The organism is Nocardioides sp. BGA-UO-ETr-FS32, from assembly GCF_059567905.1.
In genome coordinates this window covers 45,174-61,850 of sequence record NZ_JCAQOX010000015.1, presented here as the reverse complement: position 1 = coordinate 61,850, position 16,677 = coordinate 45,174, and the positions used below count along the sequence as shown (strand labels likewise).

At 71.3% G+C, this 16,677-nt stretch carries 18 protein-coding genes and 3 tRNA genes; 4 read left to right on the top strand and 17 right to left on the bottom strand.

What is annotated here, in order from left to right; all coding sequences use genetic code 11:
• Positions 1 to 31: 31 nt before the first annotated feature.
• Positions 32 to 691 (bottom strand): 50S ribosomal protein L10, encoded by a 660-nt coding sequence (gene rplJ / locus AC57BS_RS13850; protein ID WP_496412030.1) that lies wholly within the window; start codon positions 689 to 691, stop codon positions 32 to 34.
• 289 nt (positions 692 to 980) lie between these two features.
• Between rplJ and AC57BS_RS13845 the strand changes: the two genes are divergently transcribed.
• A complete protein-coding gene (locus tag AC57BS_RS13845; RefSeq protein WP_496412029.1) occupies positions 981 to 1,970 on the top strand; it encodes a DnaB-like helicase C-terminal domain-containing protein in 990 nt (329 codons plus the stop codon).
• A 15-nt stretch (positions 1,971 to 1,985) separates the two neighbouring features.
• Here AC57BS_RS13845 and AC57BS_RS13840 read toward each other — a convergent pair whose 3' ends face one another.
• From AC57BS_RS13840 to AC57BS_RS13815, 6 genes are all read right to left on the bottom strand, one after another.
• Positions 1,986 to 2,843, bottom strand: coding sequence for an SCO4651 family lipoprotein (locus AC57BS_RS13840; RefSeq protein ID WP_496412028.1), 858 nt, complete (start codon positions 2,841 to 2,843; stop codon positions 1,986 to 1,988).
• A gap of 131 nt (positions 2,844 to 2,974) precedes the next feature.
• A complete protein-coding gene (gene rplA, locus AC57BS_RS13835) occupies positions 2,975 to 3,697 on the bottom strand; it encodes a 50S ribosomal protein L1 (RefSeq protein ID WP_496412027.1) in 723 nt (240 codons plus the stop codon).
• 62 nt (positions 3,698 to 3,759) lie between these two features.
• Positions 3,760 to 4,188, bottom strand: coding sequence for a 50S ribosomal protein L11 (gene rplK / locus AC57BS_RS13830; protein ID WP_091198593.1), 429 nt, complete (start codon positions 4,186 to 4,188; stop codon positions 3,760 to 3,762).
• Positions 4,189 to 4,291: 103 nt separating this feature from the next.
• Complete coding sequence (nusG, locus tag AC57BS_RS13825; protein WP_496412026.1) at positions 4,292 to 5,161, bottom strand: transcription termination/antitermination protein NusG; 870 nt, start codon at positions 5,159 to 5,161, stop codon at positions 4,292 to 4,294.
• Positions 5,162 to 5,254: 93 nt separating this feature from the next.
• A complete protein-coding gene (secE, locus tag AC57BS_RS13820) occupies positions 5,255 to 5,509 on the bottom strand; it encodes a preprotein translocase subunit SecE (RefSeq protein ID WP_135837166.1) in 255 nt (84 codons plus the stop codon).
• A 53-nt stretch (positions 5,510 to 5,562) separates the two neighbouring features.
• Positions 5,563 to 5,635, bottom strand: a tRNA-Trp gene (locus AC57BS_RS13815).
• 127 nt (positions 5,636 to 5,762) lie between these two features.
• On the opposite strand from AC57BS_RS13815, the gene AC57BS_RS13810 reads away from it, so the two are divergent.
• The gene (locus tag AC57BS_RS13810) at positions 5,763 to 6,803 is read left to right on the top strand and encodes an adenosine deaminase (RefSeq protein ID WP_496412025.1); all 1,041 of its coding nucleotides are present in this window, start codon (positions 5,763 to 5,765) and stop codon (positions 6,801 to 6,803) included.
• Positions 6,804 to 6,825: 22 nt separating this feature from the next.
• Here AC57BS_RS13810 and AC57BS_RS13805 read toward each other — a convergent pair whose 3' ends face one another.
• From AC57BS_RS13805 to AC57BS_RS13775, 7 genes are all read right to left on the bottom strand, one after another.
• Positions 6,826 to 7,878, bottom strand: coding sequence for a UDP-N-acetylmuramate dehydrogenase (locus tag AC57BS_RS13805; RefSeq protein WP_496412024.1), 1,053 nt, complete (start codon positions 7,876 to 7,878; stop codon positions 6,826 to 6,828).
• Positions 7,871 to 8,287 carry a MaoC/PaaZ C-terminal domain-containing protein gene (locus AC57BS_RS13800; protein ID WP_496412023.1) on the bottom strand — a complete coding sequence of 139 codons (417 nt, stop codon included), beginning with the start codon at positions 8,285 to 8,287 and terminating at the stop codon, positions 7,871 to 7,873. The genes AC57BS_RS13805 and AC57BS_RS13800 overlap by 8 nt, the downstream gene beginning before the upstream one ends.
• Complete coding sequence (locus AC57BS_RS13795; protein WP_496412022.1) at positions 8,284 to 8,688, bottom strand: FAS1-like dehydratase domain-containing protein; 405 nt, start codon at positions 8,686 to 8,688, stop codon at positions 8,284 to 8,286. The genes AC57BS_RS13800 and AC57BS_RS13795 overlap by 4 nt, the downstream gene beginning before the upstream one ends.
• 92 nt (positions 8,689 to 8,780) lie before the next feature.
• A complete protein-coding gene (gene rpmG / locus AC57BS_RS13790) occupies positions 8,781 to 8,951 on the bottom strand; it encodes a 50S ribosomal protein L33 (protein ID WP_056602159.1) in 171 nt (56 codons plus the stop codon).
• 53 nt (positions 8,952 to 9,004) lie between these two features.
• A tRNA-Met gene (locus AC57BS_RS13785) sits at positions 9,005 to 9,078 on the bottom strand.
• A 37-nt stretch (positions 9,079 to 9,115) separates the two neighbouring features.
• Positions 9,116 to 9,188: transfer RNA gene (locus AC57BS_RS13780), tRNA-Thr, on the bottom strand.
• Positions 9,189 to 9,246: 58 nt separating this feature from the next.
• Complete coding sequence (locus tag AC57BS_RS13775; protein ID WP_496412021.1) at positions 9,247 to 10,665, bottom strand: amidase; 1,419 nt, start codon at positions 10,663 to 10,665, stop codon at positions 9,247 to 9,249.
• A gap of 86 nt (positions 10,666 to 10,751) precedes the next feature.
• Between AC57BS_RS13775 and AC57BS_RS13770 the strand changes: the two genes are divergently transcribed.
• Complete coding sequence (locus AC57BS_RS13770; protein ID WP_496412020.1) at positions 10,752 to 11,483, top strand: class I SAM-dependent DNA methyltransferase; 732 nt, start codon at positions 10,752 to 10,754, stop codon at positions 11,481 to 11,483.
• Positions 11,484 to 11,489: 6 nt separating this feature from the next.
• On the opposite strand, the gene AC57BS_RS13765 is transcribed toward AC57BS_RS13770, so the two are convergent.
• The 3 genes from AC57BS_RS13765 to AC57BS_RS13755 are packed head-to-tail and all read right to left on the bottom strand — an operon-like array spanning position 11,490 to position 15,450.
• Positions 11,490 to 12,074, bottom strand: a complete 585-nt coding sequence (locus AC57BS_RS13765) for a DNA-3-methyladenine glycosylase I (RefSeq protein ID WP_496412019.1) — start codon at positions 12,072 to 12,074, stop codon at positions 11,490 to 11,492.
• 5 nt (positions 12,075 to 12,079) lie between these two features.
• Positions 12,080 to 12,997, bottom strand: coding sequence for a pirin family protein (locus tag AC57BS_RS13760; RefSeq protein WP_496412018.1), 918 nt, complete (start codon positions 12,995 to 12,997; stop codon positions 12,080 to 12,082).
• Positions 12,998 to 13,038: 41 nt separating this feature from the next.
• The gene (locus AC57BS_RS13755) at positions 13,039 to 15,450 is read right to left on the bottom strand and encodes an FdhF/YdeP family oxidoreductase (RefSeq protein WP_496412017.1); all 2,412 of its coding nucleotides are present in this window, start codon (positions 15,448 to 15,450) and stop codon (positions 13,039 to 13,041) included.
• A gap of 117 nt (positions 15,451 to 15,567) precedes the next feature.
• Between AC57BS_RS13755 and nemA the strand changes: the two genes are divergently transcribed.
• Positions 15,568 to 16,662 carry an N-ethylmaleimide reductase gene (gene nemA / locus AC57BS_RS13750; RefSeq protein WP_496412016.1) on the top strand — a complete coding sequence of 365 codons (1,095 nt, stop codon included), beginning with the start codon at positions 15,568 to 15,570 and terminating at the stop codon, positions 16,660 to 16,662.
• The last annotated feature ends 15 nt before the right edge of the window (positions 16,663 to 16,677 follow it).

The following is a 16,677-nucleotide window of genomic DNA, read 5'->3' as shown; positions in this document are numbered from 1 at the left end:
CGGGTTTCAGGTGGTGTACGTCGGCCTGGGCTCAGGCGTCGGTGGACTCGGCTGCCGGCTCGGCAGCCTCGTCGGTCGCCTCGGGCTCGGCGGCTCCCTCCGAGGGGGTGGCCTCCTCCGCCGGGGCGTCCTCGGCAGCGGCCGGCGCGCCGGCACCACCTGCGAGGATCGTGGGGTCCTGCTCGGCCTTGGCCTGCAGCGCACCCGCGAGACGGGCGGCCTGGGCGATCGGCGCGTTGAGCAGGTAGACGGCCTGGGACAGCGAGGCGAGCATTGCGCCCGCCAGCTTGCCCATCAGCACCTCACGCGACTCGAGGTCGGCCAGCTTGGCGACCTCTGCAGCGTCGAGCGGCTTGCCGTCCAGGACTCCACCCTTGATGACAAGGGCGGGGTTGGCCTTGGCAAAGTCACGCAGACCCTTGGCGGCCTCGACCACGTCTCCATTGATGAAGGCGATGGCGGTGGGGCCGGTCAACAGGTCGTCGAAGCCTTCGATGCCCACCTCAGTGGCGGCGATCTTGGCCAGCGTGTTCTTGACCACGGCATAGTTGGCGTTCTCGCCGAGGGCGCGCCGCAGGTCCTGCAGCTGCTTCACGGTGAGCCCGCGGTACTCGGTCAGCACAGCGCCGGCGGAGTCGTTGAAGGACTCAACGATCTCTGCAACGGCGGCAGTCTTCTCTGGCCGCGCCATGGGTCTCCTTCCGGGGTTGACCACCGGCGTCGGGCCCACAGACGACGAACGCCCTGAGCACAGGCTCAGGGCGTGGGGCGGGATGTTCCGCTCTGCTCTGTCACCTGCGCCGGCCGCCCGCTGCTGCGGACCTTCGGTCACGAGCGTGGAGCTCATGACAACCTGCGGTCTCTGGTTTCGAGTGGGAACTGTACGCGCCACCGTGCGGAGCCGACAAATCGGCGCGGTCGGCCGGGGCAAACCGTGCAATCGGCACCCGGCGGGCACCCATCACTGGTTCCATGGTCGCGTGGACCACCAGCTCATGACCGTAGGGGCCTCCCTGGCTCGCAGCGACGAACGCATGCTCACCGGACGCAACGCCGCCGGGCGGGTGTGGAAGACCGGCTTCACGGGCCTCGATCCGATCATCGGCGGCGGGATGCGCGCGGGCTCGCTCGTCCTCCTCGCCGGCCCCCAGGGCCTCGGCAAGTCGACCTTCGCGCTGCAGGTCGCGCGCAACAACGCCGCGACCGGCCGCCCGGTCATCTACTTCTCCTACGAGCACGATGCCGAGGACCTCACCCAGAAGCTCCTCGCCATGGAGGCGGGCGAGCTCGACGACTCCGACCAGGTGCGAGTCAACAGCATCCGGTCGATCTTCGACGACCTGTGGGTGAGCTCGCTCGAGCACCGGCTGGAGTCGGTGCCCGCCGGCGTCGAGGCGCTGGCCAAGGTGTCGCACTACTCCGAGATGCTGTTCGTGCACCGCTCGACCGGCACGCGTACGGACCTCTCCGCCATCGAGGCCGCCATCACGGCCGTGCGCGAGCTGTCGGGCACGACCCCGCTGGTGATCGTCGACTACCTGCAGAAGGTGAAGACCAGCCACGACGACGAGGAGTCCAGCACGACCCAGATCGTGGAGGGCCTCAAGGACCTCGCCATCGACATCAGCGCCCCGGTCCTGGCCATCGCCGCCGCGGAGAAGGAGGCGCTGCGCTCCGGCAAGCGGATGCGCGCCAACGACCTGCGCGGGTCCAGCGCCCTGGCGTACGAGGCCGACGTGGTGCTGGTGCTCAACAACAAGTTCGACATCGTCGCCCGCCACCACCTGACCTACGACCTCGGCAACGCCGAGCGGTTCCGGGAGTACGCCGTGCTGACGGTGGAGAAGAACCGGTTCGGCCGCGACGGGGCCGTGCTCCAGTACCGGACCCGGTTCGACCAGGGCCGCTACGAGCCCGAGGGCAGTGAGGTCAAGGAGCAGCTGATCGACGAGCGGGTCTTCCGGGAGTGAGCCGAAGGCTGGTCGTCACAGTCCCGGCTGCTCGGTGACCTCGCTGGCCGGGGGCTCCTCGATCTCGACGTCGGTGCCGAAGTCGGAGTAGGTGCCCTCGGTGGTCGAGGTCGTGGGCTGGCCGCCGCCCATCGCCGGGACCTCGGTGGTCTGGGCGAACTTGCGCGGCAGGTTGTCGGCGTCGACCCACATCTCGGTCACCAGCTCCTTGGGGAGCATGTCGGCCATCGCGGCGGGGAACTCCATCGCCTCGAGGTACTGGGCGGGGTCGAGCGTGATCCGGTAGTGGTTGGTCTCGACGCCGTCGACCTCCTCGGAACCGACGAGCTCGAGCTTCTTGGGGGTCTCCATCGCCTTGAACATGACCTCGGGGTCGGTCGCCTTGCCGATCATCCCGAACAGCGAGCTGGGGTCGCTCAGGTCGATCTTGAGCCACTTGTCGCCCGTGCCGAGGTCGGGAGACTTCATGTACATCGCCTGGCCGAGCAGGATCATGTCCATGGCCTGCGCGCCGGTGCCGGTGGCCTGCATCTCGACGCCCTCGTCGCTGAAGCGAGCCGTTCCGGACATCGTCTGCGTCCGGCCGCCGGTGTCGGAGGTGGTCTCGAAGGCGAAGGTCTCGGCGTCCTGCAGCGCCGCCATGACCGACGGGTAGAAGTCCGCTGCGGACAGCTCGGCGAGCGACGACTCCGCCGCCTCGTCGGGCTCCTCCGCGGAGTCGTCCGCGGACTCCTCGGTCGCGTCCGCGCTCTCGTCGGTCGCCGTGCTCGAGTCGGCGGAGCCGGAGTCGTCGCTGCACGCAGCAAGTCCGGCTCCCATGGTCAGCACCAGGGCGGCGGAGCCGAGGCGGCGGGCGAGGGACGTGACGCGCATGTGTGTCTCCTGGGACGAGTGGTGCGACGAGCCGGCGGCTGCTTGCCTGGGGAGGTTCTACCCGATGCTTCCACAGCCAAACGGCCCGGCCGCCCCGTGGAGGGGCGACCGGGCCGTTGCGGCTGCGGGGATCAGGCCTGGACGGCCTCGTCCTCGGAAGCGACGTTCTTGGTGCGGTTGGGGTCGACCTGGATGCCGGGGCCCATCGTCGTGGAGACGGTGATCTTCTTGATGTAGCGACCCTTGGAGCTGGCCGGCTTCAGACGCAGCACCTCTTCGAGGGCGGCGGCGTAGTTCTCTGCGAGCTGGACCTCGGAGAAGGACGCCTTGCCGATGATGAAGTGCAGGTTGGCGTGCCGGTCGACGCGGAACTCGATCTTGCCGCCCTTGATGTCCGTGACGGCCTTGGCGACGTCGGGGGTCACCGTGCCGGTCTTGGGGTTCGGCATGAGCGAGCGGGGGCCGAGGACGCGGCCGAGGCGACCGACCTTGCCCATCATGTCGGGCGTGGCCACGACGGCGTCGAAGTCGAGCCAGCCGCCGGCGACCTTCTCGATCAGCTCGTCGCCACCGACGAACTCGGCGCCGGCCTCACGGGCGGCGTCGGCCTTGTCGGCGTTCGCGAACACGAGGACGCGGGCGGTCTTGCCGGTGCCGTGCGGGAGGTTGACGGTGCCGCGGACCATCTGGTCGGCCTTGCGCGGGTCGACACCCAGGCGCATGACGACGTCGAGGGTCTCGTCGAACTTCTTCTTGGAGCCGCCCTTGGCGATCTTGATGGCGGCCAGCGGGGCATAGAGCTCGTCCTTGTCGAACTGCTCTGCCGCCGCGCGGTAGGTCTTGCTGCGCTGCATGGTCTTCTCGTTTCTCTGGTGCGAAGGATGTGGTTAGCGAGCCAGCGCGGCTCTCCCACGTGTCAGTCGGTCGTGACGCCCATCGAGCGCGCAGTGCCCTCGACGATCTTCATGGCCGCGTCGATGTCGTTGGCGTTGAGGTCGGGCAGCTTGGTGGTCGCGATCTCGCGGACCTGGTCCTTGGTCAGCTTGCCGACCTTCTCCTTGTGCGGGACGCCGGAGCCCTTGGAGAGACCGGCAGCCTTCTTGATGAGCTCGGCGGCCGGCGGGGTCTTGGTGATGAACTCGAACGAGCGGTCCTCGTAGATGGTGATCTCGACGGGGATCACGTTGCCGCGCATGGACTCGGTCTGGGCGTTGTAGGCCTTGCAGAAGTCCATGATGTTGACGCCGTGCGGACCGAGCGCCGTACCGACCGGCGGGGCCGGGGTGGCCGAGCCGGCCTGCAGCTGCACCTTGACCAGTGCGGCGATCTTCTTCTTGGGAGGCATTGCCTTCTACTTTCTCTCGTGTGGTCATGACGAGGGCACCTGCCCCCTGCCACGGGTTGTCGCTACTGCATTGTCGGCCCGACGAGCAGGCGGACGGAAATCGTCAGACCTTCTGGATCTGCGAGAAGGAGAGCTCGACCGGGGTCTCGCGGCCGAAGATCTCGACGAGCGCCTTGACGCGCTGCGACTCGGCGTTGATCTCGGTGATCGTCGCGTGGAGCGTGGCGAACGGGCCGTCGACCACCATGACGGAGTCGGAGACGTCGAAGTCGGCGACCTCGACCGGCTTGCGCGGGGTGGTGGAGGAGCCCTTCTCGCCCGAGGCGGCGGCCTCGGCCTCGGCGACGGCCACGACGGCCGGCGCGAGCATGTCCTCGACCTCGCTCATGCTCAGCGGCACGGGCTGGTGGCTGTGGCCCACGAAGCCGGTGACCGACGGCGTGTGGCGCACGGCCGACCAGGACTCGTCGGTGAGGTCCATGCGGACCAGGACGTAGCCGGGGAGCACGGTGCGGGTGACCATCTTGCGCTGGCCGTTCTTGATCTCCGCGACCTCCTCGGTGGGGACCACGATCTCGTGGATGTAGTCCTCCATGTTGAGGGAGATGATGCGGTTCTCGAGGTTGTGCTTGACCCGCTTCTCCATGCCCGAGTAGGTGTGCACCACGAACCAGTCGCCCGGCTTGGCCCACAGCTCGCGGCGGAAGGCCTCGAGGGGGTCGTTCTGCTCGGCGTCGGCGGACTCGGTCTCGCCCTCCCCTTCGACGGTCTCGGCGTCTGCGTCCTCGTCGGACTCGACGGTCTCAGCACCGTCGAGCTCGTCGGTCACGGTGTCGTCCTGGGCCTCGGCGGCGTCGTCGCGGGCGTCGTCCTCGGTGTCCGCGACGGAGTCCGCGGAGGCGTCCTCCGGGGTCGCCTCGTCGAGGGACTCGACCTGGTCGTCGACCTGGTCCACGTCATTGTTCTCAGACACGTCTCACTCCGTACGTCGTTGCTGGGCCGGTCTCCGGGACCGGGGCCGGGATCACCCGGCGGGATTCACGAGCGGTGGGTCACTGCCGTGTCGTCACTGGGTGTTGCTGCCGGTGAAGACCTCGAAGACCAGCTTTCCGAAAGCCAGGTCGAGCAGCGTCACGATCGCCATCACCACGACGACGAAGACCAGCACGACGAAGAAGTAGGTGATGAGCTGCTGCTGGGTGGGCCACACCACCTTGCGGAGCTCGGCCACCACCTGGCGCAGGAACGTGGCGGGGCTGGTGCGCCCACGGTCGTCGCCGCGCGAGTCGCGCCGGTCCTGAACCGCGTTGCCGTCGGCCACGTCATCCACCTTCTCGTTGTTGCTGTGCGTGTTGCTGGTGCAGTGATTCCTCGCAGGGCACGAGGGACTTGAACCCCCAACCTTCGGTTTTGGAGACCGATGCTCTGCCAGTTGAGCTAGTGCCCTTCGGCGGTCTCAGTCCCATCGCTGGGGGCATGCCGAAGCATGTGGCGAAACCACCAATCGGGAAGCATACGGGGCTGATCCAGCCCGCGTCGAACCGAGGTGGTCACCCCTGCCTACGATGCGGGGCATGACGGCAACGGGGGCGGGCGGCGTACGACCCCTGCGTGACGTGTCCCGGCTGCCCAAGGCCCACCTGCACCTGCACTTCACCGGCTCGATGCGGCACGGCACGCTCCTCGAGCTCGCCGAGCGGGACGGCATCGTGCTGCCCGACTCGCTCGTCGAGGACTGGCCGCCGCAGCTCAGCGCCGCGGACGAGAAGGGCTGGTTCCGGTTCCAGCGCCTCTACGACGTGGCGCGCTCGGTGCTGCGTACGCCCGAGGACGTGCGCCGGCTGGTGGTCGAGGCCGCCGAGGACGACGTCCGCGACGGCGGACGGTGGCTGGAGATCCAGGTCGACCCGAGCGGTTACGCCGCCAGGTTCGGCGGGATCACCGCCTTCACCGACCTGGTCCTCGACTGCGTGCGCGACGCCTCCGAGCGCACCGGCCTCGCGATCGCCGTCGTCGTCGCCGCCAACCGCACCCGGCACCCCCTCGACGCCCGTACGCTCGCGCGTCTCGCCGCGCAGTACGCCGGCCGCGGGGTGGTCGGCTTCGGGCTCTCCAACGACGAGCGCCGCGGCACCACGGCCGACTTCGAGGGCGCGTTCCGGATCGCCCGTCAGGCGGACCTGCTGCTGGTCCCCCACGGTGGCGAGCTGCGCGGCCCCGACCACGTCCGGCAGTGCCTCGACAGCCTCGGCGCGCACCGCCTCGGCCACGGCGTACGCAGCGTCGAGGACCCCGCACTGCTCGAGCGCATCGTCGCCGCCGGCGTCGCGCTCGAGGTGTGCCCGACCTCCAACGTCTCGCTCGGCGTCTACTCCGACCTCACGTCGGTGCCGCTCCCGCAGCTGCTGGCCGCGGGCGCGACGGTGGCCCTCGGGGCCGACGACCCGCTGCTGTTCGGCTCGCGGCTCGCGGGCCAGTACGCCACGATGCGCGCCGCGCACGACCTCGACGACGCCACGCTGGCGCGGCTGGCGGAGATGTCGTTCGAGGCCTCGCGCGCCCCGTCGGACGTCGTCGCCGCGGCCAGGCGTGACATCGCCGCCTGGCTCGCCTGACCCGGAGGGCGCACGAGACGGGTCAGAGGGAGCAGCCGACCGTCACGGGCTCGTTGACGAGGGTGACGCCGAAGCGCTCGCGCACGCCGTCGCGCACCTCGCGCGCGAGCGTGAGGAGCTCCTCGGTGGTGGCGTCGCCGCGGTTGGTGAGGGCCAGGGTGTGCTTGGTCGACAGCTGCACCCGCTCCCCCGCCGCGGGGCTCTTGTAGCCCTTGCCGAAGCCGGCGTGCTCGATGAGCCAGGCGGCGCTGGACTTCCACGTGCCGTCGGGCTGCTCCCACCGCGGCGCGCCGTCGGGCAGGGCGGCCGCCTGCTCGGGGGTGAGGAACGGGTTGGTGAAGAACGAGCCCGCGCTCCACGTGTCGTGGTCGGCGGCGTCGAGGACCATGCCCTTGCCGCGCCGCAGCGCGAGCACCGCCTCGCGGACGTCCGCCAGCGGCGCCCGCGCGCCCTCGGCCACGCCGAGCGCCCGCGCCAGCTCGGCGTACGCCACGGGCGCGCCCAGCGTGCCCTGGCGGAACTGGAAGGTGACGTCGAGGACGACGTGGCGGCCCGGGTCGGCCTTGAAGCGGCTGCTGCGGTAGCCGAAGCCGCACTCGCTCGCCGGGAAGGTGCGTACGCCGCGCAGCACGCGGTCCCACACGCGGACCCGGGCGATCGTCTGGGAGACGTCCTGGCCGTAGGCGCCGACGTTCTGGATAGGGGTGGCGCCGACCGAGCCGGGGATCCCCGACAGCGCCTCGACGCCGACCCAGCCCCGCTGGACGGCCTGCGCGACGACGTCGTCCCAGGTCTCGCCCGCAGCCACGGTGACGGTCGCGCCCGAGCAGGACGGGTCGCCGGAGGCGTCGACGTCGGGGGCCACCCCGCGGGTGGCGACGTGGACGACGGTGCCGGGGAAGCCGTCGTCGGCGACGACGAGGTTGGAGCCGCCACCGAGGACGAGGACGGGCTCGCCGCGCTCGTCGGCGGCGGACACGGCCGCCACCAGCTCCTCCTCGGTCCGCGCCTCGACCCAGCGGCCGGCCGGACCGCCGAGGCGGAGCGAGGTGTGCGGGCCGAGCAGCTCAGCCACGCACGACCGCCTCGCGCACGACCGCCTTGGGCATGCCGAGCACCTTCTGGCCGCCGCAGGTGACCTCGAGGGCGAGCGTGACGAGGCCGTCGGCGACGGACTTCACGGTGCCGCCCACGACCACCTCGGCCCCGCCCTCGGCGGGCACGACGACGGGGCTGGTGAACTTCGCGCCGAGGTCCACCACCTCGGCGCCGTCGGTCCACTCGGCGACGGCGCGGCCGACCAGTGCGAGGGTGAACATGCCGTGGGCGATGACACCGGGCAGGCCGACGCTGCGGGCGACGTCCTCGTCCTGGTGGATCGGGTTGTGGTCGCCGCTGGCGTCGGCGTAGGCGACGAGGTCGGCGCGGGTGACGGTGAAGGTCGACGGCCCGAGGGCGTCGCCGGCGGCGAGCTGGGTGGTCACTGGGCTGTCTCCGCTCCGGACGAGTGGACGAGGGTTGCCTTGCCGGTGCACACGACGGCGCCGGTCGTGTCGGTGAGCTCGCTGGTCGTGGCGATGATGTCGGCGCCGCCGATCTGGCGCAGGCCGGTCACGGTCAGCGTCGCGCTGAGCTCGTCGCCGACCGCCAGCGGGCGTACGTAGGCGAAGCGCTGCTCGCCGTGGACGATGCGGTGCAGGTCGATCGCCTCGGCGTCGAGGAACGCCATCATCGCGTCGAAGGCGAGGACGATCGGGAAGGTCGGCGGCACGTCGCCGCCGGGGTGGCCGACGGCCGCCGTGAAGGCGGCGACCCGCTCGGAGGTCACGGTCAGGGGCGCCGGCGCGGGGAACTCACGCCCCACCAGCGAGGGGTCGACAGGCATACGTCGACCCTAGCGTCCGAGACCCGACCCCCCTCGAACACGCAACGACCCGTCCGAGGAGTCGGACGGGTCGGAGACGGGGAGGAGAAGCGTCAGCGGGTCTCGCGGTGAGCCGTGTGCGCGCGGCAGCGCGGGCAGAACTTCTTCAGCTCGATGCGGTCGGGGTCGTTGCGACGGTTCTTCTTCGTGATGTAGTTGCGCTCCTTGCACTCCGTGCACGCGAGCGTGATCTTGGGGCGAACGTCAGAAGACTTGCTGGCCATGGGAGAACCTTTGCGTTGGCGGGTGGTGCGGGGTGGAGCTGCTGGACTGGCGGTAGCGGGGGCGGGACTCGAACCCGCGACACCACGATTATGAGCCGTGTGCTCTAACCACCTGAGCTACCCCGCCGCGGAGGTCGGGGGCTCCCGGAGGAGACCCGACCCAGAGCCCCTTTACGGAATCGAACCGTAGACCTTCTCCTTACCATGGAGACGCTCTGCCGACTGAGCTAAAGGGGCAACGACGGAGAACGATACACACGCCCCGCCACGATGAGAAATCGACTCGGGCGCGGCCTCATCCGGCCTCTGCGGCCCCCTGGATCCGGGGCCAGCCGACCGCCTCCTCGAGCTCGTAGGCGAGCCCCAGCAGGCGCGCCTCGCGACCGGCTCCGGCACCCAGCATCATGCCGTGCGGGAGCCCGCTGGCGGTGGTCGCGAGGGGCAGCGAGATCGCCGGCTCGCCGGTGGCGTTCTGGAGCGGCGTGAACGCCACCCAGTCCATCAGCCGGCCCATGAGCTCCTCGTAGTCCTGGTCCGGTCGGAGGTGCCCGACGCGCGGCGTCTCGGTGGCCAGGGTGGGCGTGAGGGTGATGTCGTACGCCGCCCGGTGCCGGGCCGCGAGGTGCTGGGAGCGACGCAGCACCGCGATCGAGAACGGCTGCTTGTGCAGGTTGCGCGCCGCGTGCCTGGCCAGGCCGAGGGTGAGGTTGTCGAGCCTGGTGGGGTCGAAGGTGTCTCCGTAGTCCTTGCGACCGCGCTTGGCGATCACGTAGGCGAGGAGCGACCAGAAGCGCACGAAGTGGTCGGGGAAGCTCGCCGGGACCGGGTTGTCGACCTCCTCGACGTGGTGGCCGAGCGACTCCAGCAGCGCGGCGGTGGCGAGGGTGAGCTCGCGCACCTCGGGGCTGCAGTCGCGGCCGATGCCCTGGGTGACCACCGCGACCCGCAGCCGCGCGCGGCCGGGGCGGGTGATGTCGCCCACCGGCGCGAGGAGCGGGTTGCGCCAGATCTTCTCGGCCTCGCGGTAGAACGCGGCCGTGTCGCGGACGCTGCGGGTCAGCACGCCGTCGGAGACGATGCGCACGGGCATCTCGCGCATGATCCGGTCCTGGGCGAGGCGGCCTCGGGTGGGCTTGAGCCCGACGAGGCCGTTGACGGCCGCGGGGATCCGGATCGAGCCGCCGCCGTCGTTGGCGTGGGCGATGGGCACCGCCCCGGCGGCGACCAGCGCGGCGGACCCCGCGGAGGAGGCGCCGGCGTAGTGGTCGGGGTTCCACGGCGAGCGCACCGGGCCGAGGCGTACGTGGTCGGCCGCGCCCGAGAAGCCGAACTCGGACAATTGGGTCTTCCCCAGCGGGATCAGCCCGGTGGCGAGGTACATCCGGGCGAAGTCGCCGTCGGCCCGGGCGGGCCGGGCCGTGAACGCGTCCGCGCCGTGCTGGGTCGGCATCCCTGCCACGTCGACGTTGTCCTTGACGAAGGTCGGCACCCCGGCGAACCAGCCCCCGCGCGGGTTCCTCGCCTCCGCGCGCGCCCGGTCGTAGGCGGCGTACGCGACGGCGCCGAGGGCGGCGTCGACCCGCTCGGTGCGCGCGATGGCCGCGTCGACCACCTCGGGCACCGTGACCTCCCCCGCCCGGAGCGCGGCCACCAGGCCGGTGGCGTCGAGGTCGGCCAGGGCGTCGTCGGCGGAGAAGGCGTGCACGCGCGTCATAGCGGGGCAGCCTACGGACTGGGCGCGCGCGGCGGCAGGGGTCAAATCGGTTGTGGTCGGCGACCGCCGCCGGGCAGCGTGCAGCCATGACCAGCAGCGACTACTGGGACGCAGAAGCAGCGGCGACCTATGACGAGAGCTCGGCCTTCATGTTCGACCCCGAGGTCCTCGACCCGGCGGTCGACTTCCTGGCTGCGCTGGCCGGTGGTGGTCCAGCCCTCGAGCTGGCGGTGGGCACCGGCCGCGTCGCGATCCCGCTGGCCGACCGGGGGTTGCGGGTCAGCGGCATCGAGCTTTCTCAGCCGATGGCGGACCAGCTCCTGGGCAAGCGGGGCGACATCCCCGTCGTCGTGGGCGACATGGCCACCGCCCGGGTGCCGGGCGAGTTCAGCCTCGTCTACGTCGTGTGGAACAGCATCGGCAACCTGCGCACCCAGGCCGAGCAGGTGGCGTGCTTCGGCAACGCGGCACGGCACCTCGCGCCGGGCGGCCGCTTCGTCGTGGAGCTCTGGGTCCCCGGCATCCGGCGGTTCCCTCCGGGACAGGACGCGGTGCCGTTCCACGTCGGAAGCAGCCACGTCGGCTTCGACACCTACGACATGACCACCCAGCAGGGCACGTCCCACCACTACCGCCGCCACGACGACGGCACGGTCACCTACGGGGCGAGCAACTTCCGCTACATCTGGCCGGCGGAGTGCGACCTGATGGCCCAGCTCGCCGGGATGTCGCTCGAACGACGCGTCGCCGACTGGCACGGCGCACCCTTCACCAGCGACAGCGAGAGCCACGTCTCGGTCTGGCGCAAGTCCGACTGACGTCCGTCAGTCAGCGCAGCCGCGGCGGTGGCAGTCCTCGAGGTGGTCGTCGACGAGGCCGATGGCCTCCATCAGGGCGTACATCGTGGTGGGACCGACGTGGGCGAACCCGGCCTTCTTGAGCGCCTTGGAGAGGGCGAGCGACTCGGGCGAGGTGGTCGGCACGTCGGCAGTCGTGCGCGGCGGCGGGCCAGGCTCGGGGCGGAAGGACCAGATGAACGCCTCCAGACCGCCCTGCTCGCGCAGCGCGACGGTGGCCCGGGCGTTGGCGATCGCGGCGTCGACCTTGCGCCGGTTGCGCACGATGCCGGCGTCGGCCATCAGCCGCTCGACGTCCGTGGGCCCGTACGCCGCGACTGCGTCGGCGTCAAAGCCGGCGAACGCCGCCCGGAAGTTCTCCCGCTTGAGCAGGATCGTGCGCCACGACAGGCCGGACTGGAACGCCTCGAGGGTCAGCCGCTCGAGGTGGGCCGACTCGCCGGAGACCCGCAGGCCCCACTCGGTGTCGTGGTAGGCGAGGTTGACCGGGTCGCCGCTGCCCCAGGGGCAGCGGGCGACGCCGTCCGTGCCGACGACCGCGGAGGAACCCATCGCGGTCAGTGCCGGAGCTTGAGGCGTACGTTGGGCATCTCGGGGGCGGGGATCGCGTCCATGTCGATGTCGACCACCCCGAACCGGCCGTCGACCTGCCGGCCGCCGCGGATCTGCGCCTGCCACTCCTCGCGGTAGCCGACGATCTCCTCGTGGGTGCGTCCGATGAAGTTCCACCACATCACGATCGGCTCGCCGAAGGGCGGACCACCGAGCACGAGCAGGCGGGCCTCCTCGTGGGCGGTGACGGTGAGCGTACGGGTGCCCGGGGCCGCGTAGGCGAGGTCGCTGGGCTTGAGCTCGGTGCCGTCGACGTCGATCGCGCCGACGTCGAGCAGCACGCCGTGCTCGAAGGACTCGTCGACCTCGATCTCGAGGGTCTTGCCGGTGGCGAGCATCACCTCCGCACCCAGCAGCGGGGTGTGGGTGGCCACCGGCGACTCGGCGCCGAGGAGCGAGCCGAGGAAGACGCGGGCCTCCCAGCCGGGGCCGCGCACGGGCTGCGGGACGAAGTGCTCGAAGCCGGGGTCGGTGTCGCGGGTGCCGCCGGGCAGGGCGATCCAGAGCTGCGCGCCGTGCAGCACGGACGTGCCCTCGGTGGAGACCTCCGAGTGGGAGATGCCGCGCCCCGAGGTCATCAGGTTGAGCTCTCCGGGACGGACGATCGCGCGGTTGCCCGCCGAGTCGCGGTGCTCGATCTCGCCCTCGAAGAGCCAGCTCGCGGTCTGCAGCCCGGTGTGCGGGTGGGGCGCGACGACCATCCCGCCGGTGTGCGCGACCTCGTCGGGGCCGTAGTGGTCGACGAAGCACCACGCCCCGATGAGCGAGCGGTGCCGTTGCGGGAGCGTTCGGCGTACGCGCATCGCCCGGGGGCCCCCCAGCGGGACCTCGCGCGAGGTGAGCACGTCGATCTGCGCGGTCATCGTCGGCCACGCTAACCGATCGGGTGAACTCGTGCGGAGGCTCAGCTCAGGTGGTGCGGCTCGTCGTCGCGGAGGGAGCCGGGTCCCTGGTCCTTCGACCCGTGCCCGCTGCCCGTCGCGTGCTCGTCGGAGCCGGGCCGCTCGAGGCGCACCACGACCGACTTGTAGACCGGCTGGTTGCTCTTCTCCGCCGTGGAGTCCAGCGGGACGAGCGCGTTGGCCTCCGGGTAGTAGGCGGCCACGCAGCCGCGCGGCTGGTCGTAGGGGACGACGCGGAACGACCGGGCGGTCCGCTCGATGCCGTCCTTCCACTCGCTGACCAGGTCGATGACGTCGCCCTCGGCGAAGCCGAGGTCGCGCACGTCGTCCGGGTTGACGAAGACGACCCGCCGCCCGCCCTTGACCCCGCGGTAGCGGTCGTCGAGGCCGTAGATCGTGGTGTTGAACTGGTCGTGCGAGCGCATCGTCTGCAGCAGGAACCGCCCACGCGGCACGTCGAGGACGTCGAGCGGGGTCGAGGTGATGACCGCCTTGCCGCTGGGGGTCTCGAAGACCCGGTTGTCGCGGGGCGGGTGGGGCAGCACGAAGCCGCCGGGCTCGTGCACCTTCTCGTCGTACGCAGCGCAGCCGGGCACCACGCGCGCGATCCGGCGGCGGATCTCGCTGTAGTCGTCGCGGAACGCGGCCCACGGGACGGGCGAGTCCTCGCCGAGGGTGGCGAGTGCGAGCGAGCAGATGATGTCGACCTCGGACTTCAGGTGCTCCGAAGCGGGTTCGAGCGGCCCGTGGGAGGCGTGGACCGCCGACATCGAGTCCTCGACCGTCACGCGCTGCAGACGCCCGCCGGTCAGGTCCTTCTCGCTGCGCCCGAGCGCGGGGAGGATCAGCGCCTCGCCGCCGTGGACGACGTGCGAACGGTTGAGCTTGGTCGACACGTGCACGGTGAGGGCGGCGTTGCGCATGGCCGCCTCGGTCGCCTCGGTGTCGGGCGCGGCACCGACGAAGTTGCCGCCCATGGCGAAGAAGACCCGGACCCTCCCGTCGCGGAGCGCCTGGATGGACCCGACGGTGTCCAGACCGTGCTCGCGTGGCGGCTCGAAGCCGAACTCGTCGCGGATGGCGTCGAGGAAGTGGTCGGGCAGCCGCTCCCAGATGCCCATCGTCCGGTCGCCCTGCACGTTGGAGTGCCCGCGCACCGGGCACACGCCGGCGCCGGGCCTGCCGATGTTGCCCTGGAGCAGCGCCACGTTGACGATCTCCTTGATCGTCCCGACGGCGTTGTGGTGCTGGGTGATGCCCATCGCCCAGCAGGTGATCGTCGCGGGCGAGTCAGCGAACATCCTGGCCGCCTCGGTCACCTGCTCGCGGGAGAGCCCGGTGGAGGCCTCGACCTTCGCCCAGTCGAGGTCGGCCACGTGGGCGACGTACTCGTCGTAGCCGGTGGTGTAGCGGTCGAGGAAGTCGCGGTCGACGGCGTCCCACTCGACCAGCAGCGAGCCGATCGCCTGGAAGAGCGCCAGGTCGCCGTTGAGCCGGATGGGGAGGTGGAGGTCGGCCAGCGCGGTGCCGACGGTCAGGCCCTTGGCGTGCTGGGGGTTCTTGAAACGGACCAGGCCGGCCTCCTTGAGCGGGTTGACCGCGATGATCCGCGCGCCGCGCGACTTGGCCTCCTCGAGGGCCGACAGCATGCGGGGGTGGTTGGTGCCGGGGTTCTGGCCGACCACCACGATCAGCTTGGCCTGGTGGATGTCCTCGAGGCTCACCGAGCCCTTGCCGATGCCGATGGTGTCGACGAGGGCCGACCCGGACGACTCGTGGCACATGTTGGAGCAGTCGGGGAGGTTGTTGGTGCCGAACGCGCGCACGAAGAGCTGGTAGGCGAACGCCGCCTCGTTGGAGGTCTTGCCCGACGTGTAGAAGGTCGCCTGGTCGGGGTGGTCGAGGCGGCGGAGGTGGCCGGCGATCGTGGCGAACGCGTCGTCCCACGAGATCGGCGTGTAGTGCGTCGCGCCGGGACGCAGGACCATCGGCTCGGTGATGCGCCCCTGCTTGCCGAGCCAGAACTCGGTGCGCCCGGCGAGGTCGGCGACCGGGTGCGTGGCGAAGAACTCCCGGTCGAGCAGCTCCTTGGTCGCCTCCTCGGCGACGGCCTTGGCACCGTTCTCGCAGAACTCGGCCGCGTGCCGGTGGCCCGGCGCCGGGTCGGGCCAGGCGCAACCCTGGCAGTCGAAGCCGTCGACCTGGTTGAGCCTGGTCAGCGTCGAGGCCGCGCGGCGCACCCCCATCTGCCCGATGGCGCGCCGCATCGCGACCGCGACGGCCGTCGCACCGGCCGCCGCATGGGCGGTCGACTCGACCTCCACCTCCGTCTCGTCGATGTCGTCGGTGGGCACCTGCCGGGACTCGTTGCGGAGCCGGGCGGGCACGTCTCGCAGGTGGGAGAGGAAGGTCACGGGTCCATCCTGCCTCGCCGGTGGCGCTCCCCACACCGCCCGGACGGGCCCGTCCGGGCGGTGTGCGGCGAGGCAGCGCACGGAATAGCGGCCACGCGGAGGCCGTTGCTCCCCGTCATGGCCTCCCTCTTCGATCCCCTGACCCTCGGCGCCGTACGCACGGAGAACCGCGCCTTCATGGCGCCGCTGACCCGGATGCGCGCGACCGTGCCGGGCGACGTGCCCAACGACCTGATGCGCGAGTACTACGTGCAGCGAGCCAGCGCGGGCCTCCTCATCTCCGAGGGGACGCAGATCAGCCCGGAGGGCAAGGGCTACATGGACACCCCCGGCATCTTCAGCGACCAGCAGGTCGCGGGCTGGCGGAGGGTCACCGACGCGGTGCACGAGGCGGGCGGCCTGATCGCCGCGCAGCTGTGGCACGTCGGCCGGGTCTCGCACGAGTCGTTCCACGACGGCGCGCTGCCGGTCTCGGCCAGCGCCGGCCCCTACCGCAACCGCACCACCGTGCGCGGCGAGGACGGCCGCCCGACGCGGGTGGCCTGCCCGGTGCCGCGCGCGCTTGACCTCGAGGAGATCCCGCGGGTCGTCGAGGACTACCGGCGGGCCACGGTCAACGCCCGCGAGGCCGGCTTCGACCTCGTCGAGATCCACGGCGCCCACGGCTACCTGCTGCACCAGTTCCTCGCCGCGGACAGCAACCTGCGCACCGACCCCTACGGCGGACCGCTGGAGAACCGCGCGCGGCTCATGCTCGAGGTCACCGACGCCGTGGTCGGCGCGTGGTCCGCGGACCGGGTGGCCGTACGGATCTCGCCGATCGGGTCCTTCAACGGCACCGAGGACCCCGAGGGCGCCGAGGCCGGCCTGTACGTCGCTGCGGAGCTCGGCCGCCGCGACCTGGCGTTCCTCCACCTGTCCGAGCCCGACTGGGCCGGCGGCCCCGAGCTGGACGACGACTACCGCCGGGCCCTGCGCGAGGCGCACCCCGGCCCGATCGTCGGCGCCGGCAACTACGACCTCGCCAAGGCCGAGCGGCTGCTCGACGCGGGCTGGATCGACGCGGCCGCCTTCGGCCGGACCTTCATCGCCAACCCCGACCTGCCCCGCCGACTGGCCGAGGGGCTGCCGCTCAACCCGCCCCGCCCGGAGTCCTTCTACGGCGGCGACGCCGAGGGCTACACCGACTACCCGGCGTACGGCGCGGCCTGAGGCCCACGACCCCGT

Excerpts from the sequence above, each read along its gene's own strand:
- AC57BS_RS13795 (WP_496412022.1), bottom strand. The coding sequence starts at position 8,688 with ATGCCTGTCGACCCCTCGCTGGTGGGGCGTGAGTTCCCCGCGCCGGCG.
- AC57BS_RS13770 (WP_496412020.1), top strand. The coding sequence starts at position 10,752 with ATGACCAGCAGCGACTACTGGGACGCAGAAGCAGCGGCGACCTATGAC.
- nemA (WP_496412016.1), top strand. The coding sequence starts at position 15,568 with ATGGCCTCCCTCTTCGATCCCCTGACCCTCGGCGCCGTACGCACGGAG.
- AC57BS_RS13775 (WP_496412021.1), bottom strand. The coding sequence starts at position 10,665 with ATGACGCGCGTGCACGCCTTCTCCGCCGACGACGCCCTGGCCGACCTC.
- AC57BS_RS13840 (WP_496412028.1), bottom strand. The coding sequence starts at position 2,843 with ATGCGCGTCACGTCCCTCGCCCGCCGCCTCGGCTCCGCCGCCCTGGTG.
- rplK (WP_091198593.1), bottom strand. The coding sequence starts at position 4,188 with ATGCCTCCCAAGAAGAAGATCGCCGCACTGGTCAAGGTGCAGCTGCAG.
- rpmG (WP_056602159.1), bottom strand. The coding sequence starts at position 8,951 with ATGGCCAGCAAGTCTTCTGACGTTCGCCCCAAGATCACGCTCGCGTGC.
- AC57BS_RS13760 (WP_496412018.1), bottom strand. The coding sequence starts at position 12,997 with ATGACCGCGCAGATCGACGTGCTCACCTCGCGCGAGGTCCCGCTGGGG.
- rplA (WP_496412027.1), bottom strand. The coding sequence starts at position 3,697 with ATGCAGCGCAGCAAGACCTACCGCGCGGCGGCAGAGCAGTTCGACAAG.
- rplJ (WP_496412030.1), bottom strand. The coding sequence starts at position 691 with ATGGCGCGGCCAGAGAAGACTGCCGCCGTTGCAGAGATCGTTGAGTCC.
- AC57BS_RS13810 (WP_496412025.1), top strand. The coding sequence starts at position 5,763 with ATGACGGCAACGGGGGCGGGCGGCGTACGACCCCTGCGTGACGTGTCC.
- AC57BS_RS13765 (WP_496412019.1), bottom strand. The coding sequence starts at position 12,074 with ATGGGTTCCTCCGCGGTCGTCGGCACGGACGGCGTCGCCCGCTGCCCC.